The 17,942-nt window shown below is 68.3% G+C and carries 17 protein-coding genes; 11 read left to right on the top strand and 6 right to left on the bottom strand.

Features of this window, described 5'->3' with window-relative positions; translation table 11 throughout:
* Window positions 1–344: 344 nt before the first annotated feature.
* The 5 genes from AAF430_25205 (at window position 345) to AAF430_25185 (ending at window position 7,300) form a co-directional block, all read left to right on the top strand.
* Window positions 345–2,108 carry a twin-arginine translocation signal domain-containing protein gene (locus AAF430_25205; GenBank protein MEM7413555.1) on the top strand — a complete coding sequence of 588 codons (1,764 nt, stop codon included), beginning with the start codon at window positions 345–347 and terminating at the stop codon, window positions 2,106–2,108.
* Window positions 2,109–2,290: 182 nt separating this feature from the next.
* Entirely contained in the window at window positions 2,291–3,562 is a 1,272-nt protein-coding gene (locus AAF430_25200) for a hypothetical protein (protein ID MEM7413554.1), read from the top strand.
* An 11-nt stretch (window positions 3,563–3,573) separates the two neighbouring features.
* Complete coding sequence (locus AAF430_25195; protein MEM7413553.1) at window positions 3,574–4,176, top strand: TetR/AcrR family transcriptional regulator; 603 nt, start codon at window positions 3,574–3,576, stop codon at window positions 4,174–4,176.
* A 66-nt stretch (window positions 4,177–4,242) separates the two neighbouring features.
* Window positions 4,243–5,322, top strand: coding sequence for an alpha/beta hydrolase fold domain-containing protein (locus AAF430_25190; protein MEM7413552.1), 1,080 nt, complete (start codon window positions 4,243–4,245; stop codon window positions 5,320–5,322).
* Window positions 5,323–5,443: 121 nt separating this feature from the next.
* Window positions 5,444–7,300 carry a response regulator gene (locus AAF430_25185; protein ID MEM7413551.1) on the top strand — a complete coding sequence of 619 codons (1,857 nt, stop codon included), beginning with the start codon at window positions 5,444–5,446 and terminating at the stop codon, window positions 7,298–7,300.
* A 53-nt stretch (window positions 7,301–7,353) separates the two neighbouring features.
* On the opposite strand, the gene AAF430_25180 is transcribed toward AAF430_25185, so the two are convergent.
* Complete coding sequence (locus AAF430_25180) at window positions 7,354–7,902, bottom strand: hypothetical protein (GenBank protein MEM7413550.1); 549 nt, start codon at window positions 7,900–7,902, stop codon at window positions 7,354–7,356.
* Window positions 7,903–8,043: 141 nt separating this feature from the next.
* Between AAF430_25180 and AAF430_25175 the strand changes: the two genes are divergently transcribed.
* Complete coding sequence (locus AAF430_25175) at window positions 8,044–8,835, top strand: helix-turn-helix domain-containing protein (GenBank protein ID MEM7413549.1); 792 nt, start codon at window positions 8,044–8,046, stop codon at window positions 8,833–8,835.
* 27 nt (window positions 8,836–8,862) lie between these two features.
* Here the strand turns inward: AAF430_25175 and AAF430_25170 are convergent, their stop codons facing one another.
* Window positions 8,863–10,569, bottom strand: coding sequence for a hypothetical protein (locus AAF430_25170; GenBank protein MEM7413548.1), 1,707 nt, complete (start codon window positions 10,567–10,569; stop codon window positions 8,863–8,865).
* Between the two features lie 140 nt (window positions 10,570–10,709).
* Entirely contained in the window at window positions 10,710–11,303 is a 594-nt protein-coding gene (locus tag AAF430_25165) for a TetR/AcrR family transcriptional regulator (protein MEM7413547.1), read from the bottom strand.
* Between the two features lie 118 nt (window positions 11,304–11,421).
* Here AAF430_25165 and AAF430_25160 point away from each other — a divergent pair, with 118 nt between their 5' ends.
* The 3 genes from AAF430_25160 to AAF430_25150 all read left to right on the top strand — a co-directional run bounded on the left by AAF430_25160 (window position 11,422) and on the right by AAF430_25150 (window position 14,499).
* Window positions 11,422–12,357, top strand: a complete 936-nt coding sequence (locus tag AAF430_25160) for a glutathione S-transferase family protein (GenBank protein ID MEM7413546.1) — start codon at window positions 11,422–11,424, stop codon at window positions 12,355–12,357.
* On the top strand, window positions 12,347–13,660 hold the full coding sequence (locus AAF430_25155) for a hypothetical protein (protein ID MEM7413545.1): 1,314 nt from the start codon (window positions 12,347–12,349) through the stop codon (window positions 13,658–13,660). Before AAF430_25160 ends, AAF430_25155 begins: the two co-directional genes overlap by 11 nt.
* 116 nt (window positions 13,661–13,776) lie before the next feature.
* Window positions 13,777–14,499: a hypothetical protein gene (locus AAF430_25150; protein ID MEM7413544.1), complete on the top strand. Its 723-nt coding sequence runs from the start codon at window positions 13,777–13,779 to the stop codon at window positions 14,497–14,499.
* A gap of 34 nt (window positions 14,500–14,533) precedes the next feature.
* Here the strand turns inward: AAF430_25150 and AAF430_25145 are convergent, their stop codons facing one another.
* A complete protein-coding gene (locus AAF430_25145) occupies window positions 14,534–15,508 on the bottom strand; it encodes a hypothetical protein (protein MEM7413543.1) in 975 nt (324 codons plus the stop codon).
* Between the two features lie 245 nt (window positions 15,509–15,753).
* Between AAF430_25145 and AAF430_25140 the strand changes: the two genes are divergently transcribed.
* Complete coding sequence (locus AAF430_25140) at window positions 15,754–16,521, top strand: hypothetical protein (GenBank protein ID MEM7413542.1); 768 nt, start codon at window positions 15,754–15,756, stop codon at window positions 16,519–16,521.
* Between the two features lie 15 nt (window positions 16,522–16,536).
* On the opposite strand, the gene AAF430_25135 is transcribed toward AAF430_25140, so the two are convergent.
* A complete protein-coding gene (locus tag AAF430_25135) occupies window positions 16,537–17,055 on the bottom strand; it encodes a DUF3237 domain-containing protein (protein ID MEM7413541.1) in 519 nt (172 codons plus the stop codon).
* 157 nt (window positions 17,056–17,212) lie between these two features.
* Between AAF430_25135 and AAF430_25130 the strand changes: the two genes are divergently transcribed.
* A complete protein-coding gene (locus tag AAF430_25130) occupies window positions 17,213–17,722 on the top strand; it encodes a MarR family transcriptional regulator (GenBank protein MEM7413540.1) in 510 nt (169 codons plus the stop codon).
* Window positions 17,723–17,752: 30 nt separating this feature from the next.
* Here AAF430_25130 and AAF430_25125 read toward each other — a convergent pair.
* The coding region (locus AAF430_25125; GenBank protein ID MEM7413539.1) for a hypothetical protein at window positions 17,753–17,942 on the bottom strand (190 nt) is incomplete at its 5' end.

The raw sequence follows: 17,942 nt of genomic DNA, 5'->3' as shown, positions 1-17,942 counted from the left end.
CCTCCGTATCGGCCGTGGGCACGCCCGGATTGATGCCCTAGTTGCCGGCACCTGATGCGTCGCCGCATCTCCCTGGCCGCTCTCGGCGCCGCCGGTCGCCGAGCCTCGGCCCGCTCCGCCGAGCGGAAACGCAGGCGCAACGCCCGCGCAGCGGTCGATGAAACGCGACGAGGGGCCGTTTCGCTCGAAAATTCCGCTGTCACGAATTCCGGGCCGATCACCACTCACTCACCAGCGAAGCGGTGGGCCCAGCTCACCGCTCCCGGCCCTCAGAGGGAGATCCACACCATTCACGACCGGCGAGACGCATCGGGAGAACTGCGTCTTCGCTCGAAGGAGCTCACGTGGCGCGAGACAAGCGGACGCTCGAAGACGCGATCGATCTGGACCTGGACGGGGGGCTCGAAGAGGGCCTGAGCCGTCGCGATTTCGTGCGGGTGGGGGCTGGCATCGCCGCTGCCGCCGGCACGGCGACCATGCTGCCCGGCCGAGCGGAGGCCTACACCTACGGAACCCACCCGGTCTTCGGCGATAGCCGCGCGGTGCGGCGCGAAAAGGCGTTCCAGCTGCGCCTCGACGCCGCGGACGCGTACAAGATCCTCGACAACGGCCCGGACGTGCAGCCGGTCAATGGTGACGAGGGTCTCTATCACGACTACCGCGCCAGCTTCTCGAAGACGCTGCGCCACAACAGCATGGGCGAGGTGGGTCGCGCCAGCTACCGCTCGTTCCTGCGCGCGCTCGAATCCGGGTATCCCGGCCACTTCGAGCAGATCCGCGTCGGGCGACCGAACGACCCGAACCGCATTCGACTCGTCAGCCCGCAGGCGGCCTACGCCTACGAGATGTTTGGCATCGACGGCAACGACATGCGGATGCTCCCGGCTCCCACGTTCACGAGCGCCGAGACCGCGGCCGAGATGGGTGAGCTCTACTGGTACGCGCTGACCCGCGACATTCCGTTCGCGGACTACGAGAGCGATCCGACGATCGCTGCCGCGGCCGCGGACCTCAACGCCTTCTCGCGGTCCGACATCTTCACGGCGGACGGGAGTCCGGTGACGCCGGCCACGCTCTTCCGCGGGACGCTGCCGGGCGCCGAGGTCGGCCCCTTCGTGAGCCAGTTCCTCCTGCAGCCGTTCTTCTTCGGGCGGCTCGAGGTCGACGGTCGCTACGACGCCCCGGTCGCGGGCAGCGCCAACGACTTCATGAAGGACTTCTACGAGTACAAGCGCATCCAGCGCGGCGCAGCACCCCGCGTCGGCACCACCTTCGGCGGTGCCAAGACGTACCTGTCGACGATGCGGGCCCTCGCGGAGTTCGTCCACGTCGACTTCCCGGTACAGTCGGGGCTCTACGCCGCGATGATCCTGCTGGGCTACGGCGACGACGCGCTTTCGGTCAACAACCCGTACCTGCGGTCGATGTCGACGACGCAGCAGGGCTTCGTCAACTTCGGCCCGGCCGACATCACGCACCTCGTGACGCACGGCCCGCGGCTCGGTCTCACCGGCGCCTGGTACCAGAAGTGGCTCGCCCACCGACGACTGCGCCCGGAGGCCTTCGCGGCGCGCATCAACGTCCAGCTCCGGGGCCTGCGCGACTACGGCGTGCACCAGGAGATCATGGACTCGGATGGGCTCGCGCGGATCATCGCGGCCAACGACACCGGCCACACCCGGAACGACGGACTCCTCCCGATGGGCTACCCGGAAGGTTCGCCGGCCCACCCGGCGTATCCGGGCGGTCACTCGACCTTCGTGGCCGCTGCCGCCACGATCCTGAAGGGCGTCTTCAACGAGGACTTCGTGATCCCGAATCCGGTCATGCCGAGTCGGGACGGGACCTCCCTGGAGCCCTACTCGGGCCCCCCGCTGACGGTGGGCGGCGAGCTCAACAAGCTCGTCACCAACATCACCCACGCCCGCGACGGCGCCGGGATGCACTACCGCAGCGACGGCCGCGGCAACTTCATCGGCGAGCGCCAGGCGCTGGGCGTGCTGGCCGACTACAGCCGCACCTTCAACGAGGCCTTCGAAGGCTTCGACCTCACCCTCTTCGATGGCACCTACGTGCAGATCAAGGAAGGCGAGGTCCAGACGGCCTAGCGGCCACGAGTCCCCGGGAGCAGGAGTCCCACGCGGCTCCTGCTCCCGAGTCCGCCGCTCGGAATGGACGCGTCCCGCCGTCCCCCCGCTGGCTGCGCCTCGCCCCGAAGTAGACAGAATCAACGATTTTCGTCTACCTTGCCGTCCTCCGGCGCGCCACCGCAGCGCCTCCTGGAGGACCCGTGCCCTACGCGCCCCACCACGCGCTCGCCGACCTGTCCCGCCAGGAGCTCTGTCACCTCGGTCGCGAGTACCTGTTGATCGGCCACCTGCAGGACCGGGTCGCCCTCCCCCTCGCGACCCGACTCGTCGGGGAGGCCGCACAGACCCAGCTCTCGATCGACGAGTGGATGGGCGCCAGCCCGATCTATTCGCAGCGCATGCAGCGGGCCTTGGGGTTCGAGGGCGACGACGTCACGACCGTCTTCAAGGGGCTCCAGCTCGAGATCGGCTCCCCCCATCAATTCATGGACTTCCAGTTTCGGGTCGACTCCCCGCAGTCCGGCGCGTTCTGGCTCGCGCACTGTGGTGCCTTGATGGACGTGGAGCCCTTCGGCGACAAGCGCGTCAAGACCATGTGTCACGACATCGAGGACCCCACCTTCGACGCGACCGCCGCCGCCACGCACCCCTTGATGAAGATGCGCCCGGTGTACCGGCCGCCACGCGTCGCGCATCCCGGACCGCGCTGGCCCCACTGCCACTGGACCGTGTTCATCGACGACCAGGACCCGACGCCCTACGAGCAGCATCCCAACCTGCCGCGCATGCGGGAGACCCGGATCGCAGCGGTCCCCATCGCGCTTCCCGACACCGAACGCGAGCCCGGCGGACTCCCGGACTACAGCGGTGCCTTCGACCCGGGATTCCAGCTCGAGGACCTCTCGCACCGCGCCCTGCTGATCGTCTGCCAGGAAGCTGCAGTCCAGGCCCACCTGCTCAGCCGGTCCCTGCTTCTCAACGTGGAACAGCGCCACGGCGAGGAGGCGGCACGCGACCTCGGTCGAAAGGCCTGGACGGGCGCGGCAGGTATGGCCGCGCACCGCCTGAAGCGCCTCCTCCCGCCGAAGGACGACATCGCGACGGTCGCCACCATCTTTCAACTCCATCCGCATTTCCAGCCGCGCACCTACCTGGACTTTCGGGTCGAAGTGGTCGCGAACGATCGGGCCCGCGTCTCGATCCGGGATTGCCCAGCCCTCGAAGAAGCCGACGCTCATTCCCCGTTCGGAAGCCTTTCCGCGGAACCGCATCCGGCGTTGCAGGCGATCGCCGGGATGGTGAATCCGCGGGCCCAGGTGCACGCCATCGACGCCGGCGACGCACGCTTCGCCTGGGAGGTCGTGATCGACCCGCAGAGCGACCCCTGGCAGGAACCGCCGGAAGTCCAGATCGCGCGGATCAGTCGCGGGTTCGAGTTTCAGATGATCCAGCGCCGACCGCTGCGCACGTGAGACGCGCACCGGTGACATCGACCGCCGGCGTCGAGCCGGGCTCTTCGCGCGAGACGATTCTGCGCACGGCCGCCGCCTGTTTCGCAAAGGAGGGGTACGCGCACGCGCGCATGGTGTCGATCGCCGAGCAGGCCGGGATCTCACGCGCCGGGCTCTACAAGCAGTTTCCGAGCAAAGGGGCGCTGCTCACGGCTCTGCACGCCTACATGATCGACGATTGGCGAGCGTGGCTCGAAGACAGCGTCGCTTCCTGCGAGACGGCCTGCGGCGCGATCGAACGCTGGCTTCGCGAAGGCCTCGCCGACAGCTGGCGCGTCACCGCGGCCCAGGTCGTGATCTCCGAGGCCGCGCAATCGGACCTCGCCACCGACGCCGGCGCCACCCAGGCCGCTCTCGAAACCACCCGTCGTACCCTGGCGCGCATCCTGCGGCAGGGCATCGCGCGCGGCGAGCTCCGCGCGGATCTCGACGTGACGGCCACCGCCCACAGCTTGCAGGCGATCCTGCTCGGCCTGCTGCGCAGCCAGCTGGCCGATCGCCCGATCGTCACGATCGAGCGCAAGCCACAGCTCGATGCGCTGGTCGGCGTCGTGCTGGGTGGCGTCGCCCGCTAGGTACCCTCCCCGTCCAGCGTTTCGCAACGCTTGCCACGCGGGCCGGTTCCGGTGTACGACGAAGCCATGACGTCTTCGCGCCCTGCTCTGCCCGGTCGTCTCGGCGACCCGAACCTCCTACTCGAGAACGACCCGCGGGCCGACCCGCGCATGTTGGCTGCGTTGGCGCAAGTCGGCATTGGCGGCGAACCGCCGCCGGTACCGGTGAGCGCAGACTCGTCCTACCCAGAGCTGCTCGAGTATTGCCGGGCAGCCGAGCCCCAACACATGCAGTCGTTCAGCGCTCTGCTCGGAGACGTACCCGACATCACCGGCGTATCGGTCGAGACCGAGACGATCCGCGGTGTCGACGACCATTCGATCCCGCTCTACGTGCATCGGCCCGCGAACGCCGCCGGCCCCCTGCCCTGCGTCGTGCATATCCACGGCGGCGGCATGGTGATCCTCACCGCTGAGAGCGCCTATGCTGCGCGCTGGCGAGACGAGCTCGCATCCACGGGGCTGGTCGTGGTCGGCGTCGAGTTCCGCAACGGCGGGGGTTCGCTCGGTGACCACCCCTTCCCCGCTGGCTTGAACGACTGCGCGAGCGCTGTTCAGTGGGTGCACGAGCACCGCGCGGAACTCGGCATCTCGCACCTTGTGGTGTCCGGCGAATCCGGAGGCGGCAATCTCTCGATCGCGACGGGGCTCAAGGCGAACCGCGAGGGCTGGATCGACCAGATCGCCGGCATCTACGCCCAATGCCCCTACATCTTCGGAGGCTACGGACAGCCGCCGCCGGAACTCCCTTCCCTCGTCGAGAACGACGGCTACTTCCTGAGCTGCACGACGATGGGCGCGCTCGCGAAGGTCTACGACCCGGACGGCAAGAACGCCACGAACCCTCTCGCCTGGCCCTACCACGCCACGCCACGCGACCTGCAGGGGCTGCCCCCCCACACCATCTCGGTGAACGAGCTCGACCCCTTGCGCGACGAAGGCCTCGTCTACTACCGCAAGCTGGTCGCCGCCGGCGTTCCCGCCGTGGGCCGGACCGTCAACGGCACCTGCCACGCGGGCGACTGCCTCGCGCCAGCTGCGATGCCCGACGTCTACGCGGCCACGGTCCGCGACATCCACGGCTTCGCGCGACGCGTCGCGGCGTGAGCGCAGAGCTCGCCCGTTCCCCAGTGGCCCGAGCCCATCCACTGCGGGTGGGACGGAACCGCCCCACTCGGACCCGCCCCATCTTGCGCACCCACCAGGTGCTCCCCCTAGACTGTCGCCCATGCATCGCGATCGCGAAGAGGCGACTGGCGTAGACCGCGATCTGCGTATCCTCGATCAGGTCGCGGCCGAACTGGTCGCTCCCGCGTTCCTGGCACTCGGCTCGCTCTACCTGACCGTCGCCCTGGTGGGACCCTGGCTCGGGCGCCCCGAGGAGTACGCGGGCGAACAGCAGGTCGCGCACGGGATCGCGGCGCTCGTGCTGCTCGTGTGCTGGCGCGTGCAAGCCCACCAGGGCGTCTCCGAACGAGCCGCTCACCCTTGGTTGCTGTGCCTGGTCGCGCTCGTCTCACTCGTGAACGCGCGCGAACTCTGGATCCTCGGAGACCCGAGTCACGGCGTGTACATGACCCTTGCGGCGTTCGCCGCAGGGTATGGCTTCTTGCGCCCCGGCTGGTTCATGGGGGCGCTCGCCGTACTCGCCACCGCTTGGCTCGCTCCCCTGGCCCTCCTCTGGCCGCTCGAAGGGGCCTGGAGCGAGTGGACGGTGCGCTTCGGGACCGGGCTCCTCGCCAGTGTCGCCGTGTTCGTGACGCGGCGAAACTCGGTGATGCGGCAGAACGCGCTCCGACGCCGCGCGGAAGAGCGGGAACAAGCTGCCGCTCAGGCTCTCCGCGAGGCCACCGCGGCCAACGAGCAGCGGCTCGCCATGCAGCAAGCCATGCAAGCGGCCCAGCGGCGCGAATCGCTGGGGCTCATGGCCGGCGGCATCGCGCACGACTTCAACAACCTCCTCACCGCCATCGGCGGCAACCTCGAGCTCGCCACCCACGAGACCGACCTCCCCGCATCGGTCGGAGCGACGCTGGAGGACGCGCGCGCGGCCACCGAACATGCGTCCCGCCTGACGCACCAGCTGTTGGCATACGCGGGCCAGGCCGAACCCGAGGTGGCGCGGATCGACCTCGGAACCCGTGTCCGTGAAGTGGCGCGCGTGCTCCGCTCGTCGCTTCCGACTGGCGTCCAGATCCGCGAACGGGGCACCCCGCACGCACTGACGGTCGAGGCCGACGGCGCCCAGCTCGATCAGGTGCTGATCAACCTCGTGCAGAACGCCGTCGATGCCTGCCGGAGCGGAGGGGGAACGATCGACGTCGACTGGGGCATCGAACCCGTGAACGATGGCGCGCTCCAAGCCATGCGCTTCGGGAGCGCTCACGCGCCCGGCGACTACGCGTACCTCGAGGTGCGAGACAACGGCCCTGGGATGGACGACGTCATCCAGGGCCAGATCTTCGAGCCCTTCTTCAGCACGAAACAAGGGGGCAGCGGGCTCGGCCTGGCGGCGGTGGAGGGCATCGCCGAACGGCACCATGCCGCCCTGGCCGTCTCCACGGCCCCCGGACGAGGCACGCGCGTTCGCTTCCTGTTGCCCTACACCCCAGGTCTGGCCGAGGCGCCCGCGACCGCTACGCGCGCGATCCCCAGCGCAACGGGCACCGTCCTCCTGGTCGACGACGAACCCAGCGTCCGCAGGGTCGCGCGCCGTCTCCTCGAACGCGCGGGCTTCCGTGTGCTCGAAGCGAGCAGCGGACGCATCGCGCTCGAGCTCGCGAGCAGCGAGCCGGTCATCGACGCGGCCTTGCTCGATCTCACCATGCCCGAGCAGAACGGCTGCGAGGTGGCCGAAGCGCTGCGTCAGCGAACCCCGACGCTCCCGATCGTACTGATGAGCGGATTCGATCGCGACGACGTGATGGCCCGCCGCGACATCCCGGCCGACTACCGTTTCGTTTCGAAGCCGTTCTCGGCCGCCGATCTGGTGGAGGCCGTTCGCAGCGCGGCCGGGCCGGTGGGTTCTCCCCGAGCTGCCGCGTTCCGGGCCCGGTCCCCCGCCTTCCGCGGTGCCGACATCTGAGCCGCCCCGGCCTCCGGCACGGCGACGCTGCTTGCCTCGAGCCGACCTGGAACTCAGCCTGGGAGGCGCCAGACCTCAGACGTGCGCGATGCCGAGATCTCCACCGACTTTTCGTACGCGTCTTCGCCGCTGCGCATCGATTGCTCCCAGCGAAACCGGTCGGGCTGGATGTCGAAGAAGCGAACCTTCGCGAGGCACGGTGCCTCCGGCGCACCTGCCACCCGCACCTCGAGGTGAAGCTCGTCGCCAACGCGCGCCCCGCCGAACGAGATGGGAAGCGCGGGCTGGTGTGCGGTCAAGAACGTCATCTCCCAACGGGAGGGGGTCGGACAGAAGGTCCGCAGCGTGGCCATGCTGGCGATCTCCGTTCCGTCCGCACGCAGAGAGATCACCTCGTCCAGCACGATGCGCCCCGAGGCGATGGTGCGTGCGCGCCAGCGCCCGCGATGGGTTCGCTGCACGCTTCCCTGGGCGTCGTAGCGGATCGCTTCGTGCTCCCACTCCCCGAGCAGAAACGCGAAGTCCGCCATCTCGGCCGGGGGGCCGGCGAGAAAGGTCGAGACCGTCTCGTCGGTGATCAGATCCTGGGGCTGCTCGACCATCCGGGTACTCCTTCTTCGAAGCGCGGTGCGCTCGAAGATCGTTCCCGACGCGCCGCGTCCGCACGATTCCCGGGCAGGGAAGCGGCGCCCTTTCCCTATCCGGGAAGCGTCGCGGACACGCCCCTGCGCTAGCTTGGCGGGATGCCGAGCCGGACCGCGACTCCGAGCGACTTCGGCACCCAGCTCCGCCATTGGCGTCGCGCCCGCGGCGTCAGCCAGCTCGAGCTCGCCACGCGGGCCGGCACCACACCGCGCCATGTCTCGTTCATCGAGACTGGCCGTTCGCGCCCCGGCCGCGACGTCATCCTGCGGATCGCCGAATCCCTGAGACTCTCGGTCCGCGAGTGCAACGACCTGCTCGCATCCGCCGGGCTGCCTCGCGCCTACGCCGAACGACCGCTCGACGACGCCTCGATCCTCCCGATCCTCGATGACCTGCGAACGCTGGTCGAAGGCCACGCGCCCTACCCGGCCGCCGTGATCGAAGAGACCGGCCGCGTACGCCTGTGCAATGCCACTTACGAACGCTTGCTCCCGGGGGCGCTGGAACGCACACCCGAGGAGTTGATCGACCAGTTCTATGGACCCCCTGGCAGGGCGGCCATCGAGAACTGGGAAGAGATTGCCTGGGTCAACGCGGAGCGACGGCGCCGCGGTGCCGAGCGCTCTGGCGATCCTCGCCTGGTGGAACTCGTCGATCGCGCGTTCGCCTGGCTCGAAGACGTTCCGCGCCCCGCATTCGATCCGCGGGACGAAGCCCCCCTGATCATGCCCCGCATCCGCATCGGAGCAGACGTCGTCTCGACCTACAGTGCCGCCCTTCGCTTCGAGACGGCCCGCGAGGTCACCCTGAGCGAACTGCGGGTCGAGTTGATCTACCCGAGCGACGCGGAGGGCGCTCGCGTGTTCCGCAGACTCGCGGCGACCCGATAGCTCCTCGCACGCCGAGGCGCCGCGCCGCTACGCCTTCCTCCCGCCTCGGCGTCGCGGACTCGCCCACAGCGCAGCGAGACCGCTTGACAGCGGCAATGCGCCCGTAGGCTCCGGCAGCACGGTGCCGAGCTCGCCGAGGGAGATCGAAGCCCCGGGTGGCAAGACGACGTTGAGGCTCATCTGCGCCACAGTCTCCAGATCCAGCGCCGACGGATAGCCAGAGAACGCGATCTCGCAGACTCCGGGATTCGGACAAGGCGCCCCAGCAGAACCAGAGACGAGCTGATCGTCCCAGAGGAGGACGTTCACCGTTGGGTTTCCGACCACCGATTGCACGGTCACGCCGAAACGGTCGTGGGCGCCATTGCGCGTGACGTCGACGTCGAGCCCAAAGCTGGTTGACGTCGTTCCATCATCGCCGTCGTAGGTGACCGTGACCCCGCCGGTCGCACCCGCGTTGTTCGCGAGCTGCAGCATTCCCTCGGCGATCTCGACGTCCCACCCAACCGGGAGGCTCGAAAAATCGCGCTCGCCGCCCTCGACGAACGGGTCATCGAGGATCGAGAAGTCAGAGACGACGGCCGACACCGTAAAGTCGTCGAGCGGAGGGGCGGGTTCGATCTTGATCGCGTCGAGATCGATGAACCCCGATGCAGCGACAGTCACTCTTCCTCGGACCCACCGGAGATCGCTGAAATCCAGATTTCCGGAGGGAATTCCCGCCCCGCGCGTCAGATCGGCGAAGGGCACGCGGTACTTTCCTGGCCCCGTGATCACTAGGCTCGGCGTATCCACCCATTCGTCGGACGCTGGACCCAGCCGGAAGCGCGCCGAAAGGACCCCCAGGCTCGCCGCCCCCACCTCGAAGACCACCTGGTCTCGCACGCCACCACCCGTCGGATCGATCTGCAGCTGAGGTGTCAACGCACAGACGTCGTCGTCACGATCGTACTGGAGGTCGAGCGTCACCGAGTTCGGCGGCGGGAGTACCTCGAAGCCCCCCCTTTCCACCAGATACTGAGCGTTGGGCGCCCCACCGAAGTCACAGATGTCCCGCTGACCGCCCACGGCGTCCGCCGTGTCTTGGATGGTGCTCCCACCCATCACCAACGGGAACTCCTCGAGAAAGCTGTCGATTGGAGGGGCGCCTTCCGTCGCGAATCGATCGATGGTGATCGTCTCCAAGGCATCCAGACCCGAGAGAACGAGCAGCACCACCCCCACGTTCGTGAGATCGACTCCAGTGCCACCGACGACGTCGTCGAATAGAAACTCATAGCGACCCGGGGCGCTGACCGTGATCAACCCCGAAGCCACCGGGTTCGTCTGTTCTCCCGCCGCGACCACGACGTTCACGCTACCCACGACATCGACCACCTCGACCACGAAACGGTCGGCCGTCCCGCCGTCGGTCAAGTCCGATCCCCCGAGACCGGCCACTGCGCCCGTCGGATCGCCGTCATCTCCGTCGTAGACCATCTGGTAGAGAACGTTGTCAGCAGGGCCGAAGTTCAAGACGACTCCGCTCGATCCGAGTGCGCTGTATTGCACCGTCGTCCCCGCGGTGGCCAGGCGGTGATCCCGCTCGCCTCCGATCATGGAGCCCGAGCTGAAGAAGGTCCCGGAACCGCTCGCGCCCGAGTTGAACTCATCGAGCTCCCGCGAGTCCGCGGAGCTCCCCAAAACCGACAGACCGACCCCAACCAGGAATGCGACGGAAACCAACAGCTTCACGAGGGACCTCGGCGATGACGTGGCGCGCACGTTCTTGGAGATTGGCGCCACACTATCATGTCTCTGCGAACGACCCGGAAGGCCATCCACCCAATCCACACCCCTACGTGTCACCTGTTCGATATCCTGAACACCTCAGATCACGACCGGGTCAGCCGCTCGACCGCGTGCCGGGTGAGCTTTCGCAACGACCGCTTCGACGCCCCGGCGCGCGCTCGCAGCGCAACGGTTTGCAGGGTGGCCTGGAGCAGCTGTGCGGTGAGTTCCGGCGCGATGTCGGGGGGAAGCTCCCTCTCTTCCATCGCGCGACGCAGGCGGCGCGCAAAGGCACGGTCCAGGCGGGCCAGGAGCGCGGCCAGGTCGGAACCCACCTCCGGACGCACCAGCGCTTCGGCGGGCGCCGTGCAGACCATCAGGCAACCCATCGAAGGTTCGGTGGCGGTGTAGACGTCGATCGCCCGGTCGTAGAACGCCACGAGCGCGGGCCGGAGGGGTTGCGAGCCCTCCAGAACCTCGTCGACCCCTGCGGTGAGCTGACCGCAGAACCGCTCGAGGGCCGTCCGGTACAGCGCCTCCTTGTCACCGAAGGCGAGATAGATGCTGGGCCGCTTCATCCCCATCGCCGCCTCGAGGTCGTCGAGCGAGGTCGCGGACAGCCCCTTCTCCCAGAAGAGGTGCATCGCCGCGGTGAGGGCTGTGTCTTCGTCGAACTGGCGGGGGCGACCGCGCGGCATGGTGGGTGGACTCCGGTGCGCGGGACAGAGAACGCCCGCGGGTTGTCATTATTATACCATTAGTACATATTTATGCTCGGCACACCGCCCGCAACACGCCCTTCCCGAAAGGATGCCCATGGCCCACGTCCCCCACCCCGCCAGCCCCCTCGTCGACACCCTCGAGGGCCTCCACCTCTTCCACTTCGACGGCGCTCCCTGCGCCCAGCGGGTCCGCTTCGCCCTTCGTGAAAAGGGACTCCACCGTGGCCGCGAGGTTCGTTTCGACGATGGTTCCCCGAGCGCGATCCGAGGCGAGCCCGGCCGCTGGGTCAGCCGACGCGTTTCGCTGGTTCGCAAGGATCACATGACCCCCGCCTACGCCGCGATCCACCCCGACCTCGTCGTTCCCGCACTCGTTCACGAAGGACAGCTGCATCTGGAGTCGATGGACATCATCGGGTATCTCGACGAGGCCTTCGGAGGCGCGCCACTCGTGCCCCCGGGAGAGACGGAGATCGCACAAGAAGCGTCCCGCCTCACCCGGCTCGGCAAGGAACTCCACCGCTCGATCCGCTTCGTGACTTTCCGCTGGGGCCTCGGCAGCCTCGGTCGCTTGAACGCGAAGGAAGAACAGAACCTCAAGCAACTGCTGCGCGAGCAGCACGACGGCGAGAACCTGATCGACTTCTACGAGGGCTACGACCGGCAGAGCGCCAAGGGCGGCTTCCCCGAGGCGGTCTACGCCGAGCACCTCGAGAACTTGAACAACGCGTTTCGCGACCTCGATACGCAGCTCGGCGACGGGCGCCCCTTCCTGGCGGGCGCCGACCTCACCATGGCGGACGTGCTCTGGGCGATGAAGGCGATGCGGCTCACCGAGTGCGGCTATCCCTTCGAGGCCTGCTTCCCCGAGGTGTTCGCCTGGTTCGAGCGCATCGAGACGCGACCCGCGTTCCAGGAGGGCGTGATGGGGAAGCACCGCCTCCTGCATCGCGCGTTCCGGGCGAAGGCCCGTCTCGAGAAGCTCTTCGGTGTCGGCCTCGAGCAGGAGGTGCTGCGCCGTGTGGCCTGACGTGGTGGGCGCGGCGGTCGGTTTCGCGTTCGTCGCGGTGAGCGTCCCCCTGGCGCGTCGCTACCGGATCGAAGCCCTCCTCTGGTCGCTCTCCCTCGTCGCGCTCCCACTCTTCTACATGGGCTTCGGGGCCCTCGCCGCGGACGGGCGGGCGATCGGGCTCGAGTTCCTGGCCGGTCTGCCCTACGTCGCGCTGGGCCTCTTGTGCTGGCGCGGCGGGTTCCCCCAGGTGAAGGTGCTGGCGGGGGTCGCCTGGGCGAGTCACGGACTCTACGACCTCGGCCACGACCTCTTCTTCGTGAACCCGGGCGTCTTCGCCTGGTACCCCGCCTTCTGCGCGGCGATCGACATCGCGGTCGGCGCGTTCCTGGTGGCGACCCGCGACAGGCTTCGACGCCGTCGGCCCGGAAGACGCGCTCGCCTGAGGCGTTCGGGGCCGGATGGAGAGGTCGTCCGGCGGCCCCACCCCGACTCGCACCGCGGCCGACGTGTGCCTCGAAGGACACACCCGGCCGAGCGACGGAAGGCGGTCGACCCTTCAGCGCTGGTGCGGGGGGCCCGCAAGATCCCGCCACATTCGAGCCCGGGGCGCCACTCCGGAGGGCCGGGAACGCTCGCGCAACGCGCGATGGGATCTCGTGCGCCCCGAAGGTCACGTCACGAGGTCCCCTGCATGCTGCGAGCCGGTCGCCCCCTCCTCTCCATTGCCGTCGCGCTCTGCGCACTCCTCGGGCCCGTGGTCGCCTTGGCCCAGAATCTTCCCGCGGCCGCGGATGTCCGGCTGAGCCTGGAGAACCTCCGCGTCAGCGATTTTCGGAGCACCGAGTCCGCGATCCGCCGGAACCTCGCGGTCTCCGTTGCCGACTACTTCAACGACGATGTCTTCTCGGTGAGGCTGAGCGACGTCGCAGAGTCGGACCCGGCCAGCGCACCGATGACCGTCATCGACTTCACCATCCTGAAGGGCGGCTTCGTGGATTGGACGACGGCCGAGCTCGACCTGCTCGCAGCGGCAGATACGGCGCCCAACTTCTACGCGCGCACGGCCGACAACCTCGACCTCGAGTGGACGGCAGCGGCCGTCCTTTCCGAGCTCCAGTGCACGAGTTCGGCGGTCTGCCGGCCCGACGACCTCTTCCGCTTCATCGCCGGCCCCGACATCGACACCGCGCGGCGCCTGATGATGAACATCGAGGTGCTCGACGTCCGGCAGGTGGTCCCGGAACCGGGCGTGGCTTCGCTCGTGTGGGTCGGCCTCCTCGGCTTGACCTGGCGCCAGCGCCGAGCGCGCGTTCGGGCGTAGTCGGCGCAGGTCCCCGCCGATCGAGCCTGGCGCATAGACACGGCGCGTCGGTATCGTCCGCGCCGACGGCGGCGAGCGCCCGGAGTCCCCCAATGCGATCGATCCTCAGGGCGTTCATGGCGGCGGCCCTCCTGTTCCTTGGCGTTCCTGCGCTGGGAACCGCGGCCACCTTCCAGACCTCCATCGACCAATGCCAGTGGGTGATCCTCCCCGGCGTCTTCTCGGGCACGAGCTGCCCGCTGCCGATGGACGTCTTCGCCTCGGCCGATGGAATCATCGGCTACGAGAAGGAGAACCAGGGCACCCTGCTCCGCGCCGGAGCCTGGGCCTTCACCCCCTCCAACCTCACGCGGAGAGCGCGGTTCATCCTGGACTACGGAGCGGTGATCCAGCCCGGTCCGGGCGAGCAGGTCGGCGACCCGGTCGATGTCTACTTCTGTTCGAAGATCTACGTCCGCGATGATGGCGTCGACACCACCTACGACGGCGCCGCGCACATCATGCGCGTGATTCGCGCTTCCACGATTTGGAGCCAGACGATCGAGCGCGCCACCACCCTCGGCGATCGCGGCTGGTTCCGGGACGAAGACATTCAGCCCAACGTGGAGGTCCGGATCGGCGACACGATCCGGCTCGACGTCACCGGCCAGGCCTCGGGGCTCGGTCGCGCGACCGCCGACAGCCGCCTGCAGGCGTCACTCACCCCGGGCGGCTGCCCCGACCCGCCGATCGCCGGCACCCCGGTTCCGAGTCTCGCGCCGTTCGCGGTGGTCCTCGCGGCCTTTGCGCTCGCCAGACTCGGCGGCGTCCGGACCCTTCGAAGGCAAAGCGCTTCCTAGCGACGGCCAGGCAACCGACGCACACGCCCTCCGATCAGGGCGCGACGACCGTCGCCCACACGGGGGTCGCGATGGGGATCACTACCTCGGCGCCACTGATACTGGCCGCAGTGAGGAGCCCCAGTAGCCCGGGGCCGCCCCCCTCGCCTCCGAACAGACCCGACGCCGCGAACCGCCCCTGGCTCCGGTCCAGGCTCTCGTCGACCTTCCAGCGCACGGAGACGGTCCCGCCGTCGGCCGTCTCGACCGAGTCGATCGACAGGCCCAGGCTGCCGTCGCCTCGAAACGCCTTCGACTCGGCGGCGGTCCGGACCGCCCCCAGGGCCCGCGCGCCCTTCTCGATGACGACTTTGCCATCGGCGTAGACGTCCTGGGCGACGCGAAGCGTGACCGCATCGCCCGCCTTCGCTGCGTTCGACCGCACGGTCTCACCGAAGTAGAGGAGCACGGGGGTACCGGCCGGGACCTCAGCGCCGTCGGAGCCAGCCCCGGCACTCGGCGCACCCTCGAGCTCTCGCATCAGCGCGACGGCGCACGAGATTCGTTTCAGCATCGCTTCCCCGTAGGACAGCTCTGCACTCGCGTTCGCCAACGAGGTCGGATCGCTCTCGGTGCGGACCAGCGTGGAAGACGCGCGTTCCTCGAACTCGAACGAGATGGTCGTGGCGAAATCGCGCTGCGTCGTGATCAGCTGAGGAAGGCCATCCTCCTCGGCGGGATTCGCACTGCGCGCGAACCCCACCAGGCCCTGGACCTCCGCACCTCGGGTCGCGATGACCCGCCCGCGACTCTCGCGCACCCAGCCCAGGCTGTAGAGCGAGAGGTGGTCATGAACGAGCTCCCGAGCGCGATCACTGCGGACGGGAAGCTCGAGCTCGAAGGTGCGCGACTCCGCGGTCGGCTGAAATCGTTCCGGGTGACACCGGTCGAAGCCATCCACGGGCGCGGGCGTCGACAGGAAGAGGGGTTGAGGAGTCGCGCAACCACCCAACAGAGACATGGAGACCAACAACCCCAAGCATCCAGCAGACTTCCACTTCGAGGGCCTCATCCCTACCTCCACGCGTTGCCGTACCCGCGCGTCAGGCGGGACGGACCGCTGCGTTTTCGCGCGCGCCGCACACCTTGGCCTCGAAACAATCCCGAGTCAAATCAGGCCTCTCTGAGGAACCGCATCTCGCAGATGGAGCCACCGGGCCAGGTCGGAACTCGACTCGGACTTCACATTTTTGTGACAGCCGGTAGCATGCTTGGATGCGCCCCACCCTGTCCCTCACATGGCTCGCAACGACCCTCGCAGCAAGTCTGGCGTCCGCCGACCTGCTCCCCTTCGACGGCACGATCGCGATCGGCGAACGGTCCCAGACCATTTTCGCGGGTTTCGGAGACCCGGTGATCTCCGTGGTGGGAAGCGGAACCGGGGAATCCTCGCGAACGCCCGTGAACGAGATCAACGGATTCACGGGCGTCACGGGCTTCACCGGATCCACCAGCGCGACCACGCCCAGCTTCGCAGCGGTTCGGCTCGAGCTCTTCGGCATCGGTGCAGCGAACTTCGCCGAGAGCATGATGGTGCTCGGAGGACCGATGGCCGTCCCCGGCCGGCTCCGCACCTTCCTCTCACCCGGCGGCGCCACCTTCCGTGACAACCCTCTCACGATCGCGGGAACGCGCGGCCTCGGCCTGGGCGGGTCCATTCCCTTCACCCCTCTCCCCACCGTGACACCCATCTTCGACGCGTGGCGGACCGGCGTCGTGCAACTCTCGAACGTCTCCACAGAGAACGGCGCGGTCGGAAACATCACCGCTCAGGGCTTCGACAGTCGCACGGCGAACGGCGCCGGAGCCGTACAGCTCGTGTCGGCGACCCGGATCGCGCGAGGAAGCCTGGGAATCCCCGACGGCTACTTCATCACGAGGTTGACCCTCGTGTTCGTGCCGGAGCCGACACGCGCCGCACTCTTCGCCTGCGGAGCGCTCGCGACCGGCCTCCTCGCCTCGCTGCGCTCGCGCCATCGCTGAGCACCCGCGTTCCCCTCACTTCACGGCGAAGACGCGGTGGATCGGGCCGCCGTCGCCGGTTCGCGACTTCGTGACGGCAATGATGTCGTTGAGCCACGCGTAGCGCGGATCGCCGGTTTCGAACAGCGGTGCCGCCCGGAAGTAGTAGCGCCAGGCACCGGCCGGATCGTCCGGCTTCTCGACATCCAGCGCGTACTCGGCATCCTCGGGCGCCGCCCAGTAGCGCCCCTGCCAATGCAGATAGAGCAGCGCGTTGTCGTGCGTTTCGAGACAGAAACGCACGTCCAGCAACCCGGCGCCGTCCGGGCGGATCCGGATCCAATCCGCGCCAGCATCCGGTACGACGCGTCCACGCAGGAGCGGCCCCTCGAAGGTGCCGCCCTGGATCAGAAAGATCGTGCGCTGGCCATCGGGCATGGCCCCCACGTCCAGCGGCGGGAGGTGGAGCTTGACCCGCGCTTCGAACAGGAACTCGAGCTCGGGGGGGCTGTTCGCGTCCCAGTCGTCGGCGCTGGTTCTCAGTTGGTCGAGCATCGTGGCTTCTCCTCTGGCGGGCGCGGGTGAGTCGAGGGGGGATGGGGGCCGCTCGAATCGGGTCCTGTGTGCTCTCCGTTCGACTTTCTCCCATTATGTGCGTCGCGCACATATATTTCAAGTCGATAATCGAGCACACCGCCCGTACCTTCGTCCCATGGTCAACCGCACCGCGAACCTGTTGGGCGTCGTGGGGCTCGCCCTGGCCAATCGGATCGAGGACGGCGCTCGCGAGATCCTGAACCACGCCGGCGAGACTCCCGCCGCACTGGTCGTCATCGGCTACGACCTGGGGCCGTCCAACGATCAACTGCGACAGATTCTGCGCCTCACCCATTCCGGGACCGTGCGGCTCGTCGACCGGCTGGTCGCAGACGGGTTGGTCGAGCGTCGCGACGGGCGCGACAAGCGCGAGGTGGCGCTCTACGTCACGAAGCGAGGCCGCGCGCGGCGGGAGGAGATCCTCAAGGGGCGCCTCGCGGCGATCCGGCCGCTGCTGGCGCCGCTAACGAGTACCGAGCAGGAGACCCTCGCGTCGCTCCTGCACAAGATGCTGGCGTCCATGGACACGACGGACCTGGAACGCCGCACGCTCTGCCGGCTCTGCGACGACCGGGTCTGCCGAAACTGTCCGATCCCGGCGGACTTTCGGGAAGCGGACGCCTAGCGCTTGGAGCGGGACTCGAACCCGGGTGGGCTAGCGAGAGCGACCGAAGAACCCGGCGAGAATCTCGCCGATTCGCTCCGGCTGCTCCTGGGCGACCCAGTGGGTTCCCGAATCGAGCTCGAGCAGTTCGCCAGCGTCGAGGAAGCCCAAGCTCAGCCGCGTCACCTCCTCCATGAAGTAGACATCGTCGGGGGGAAGCACGATGAGAACTGGCAGGGTG

Source organism: Myxococcota bacterium (assembly GCA_039030075.1).
GTDB lineage: Bacteria > Myxococcota_A > UBA9160 > UBA9160 > SMWR01 > JAHEJV01.
The sequence above is the reverse complement of the archived record's forward strand: the minus strand, read 5'-3'. Positions and strand labels throughout refer to the sequence as shown.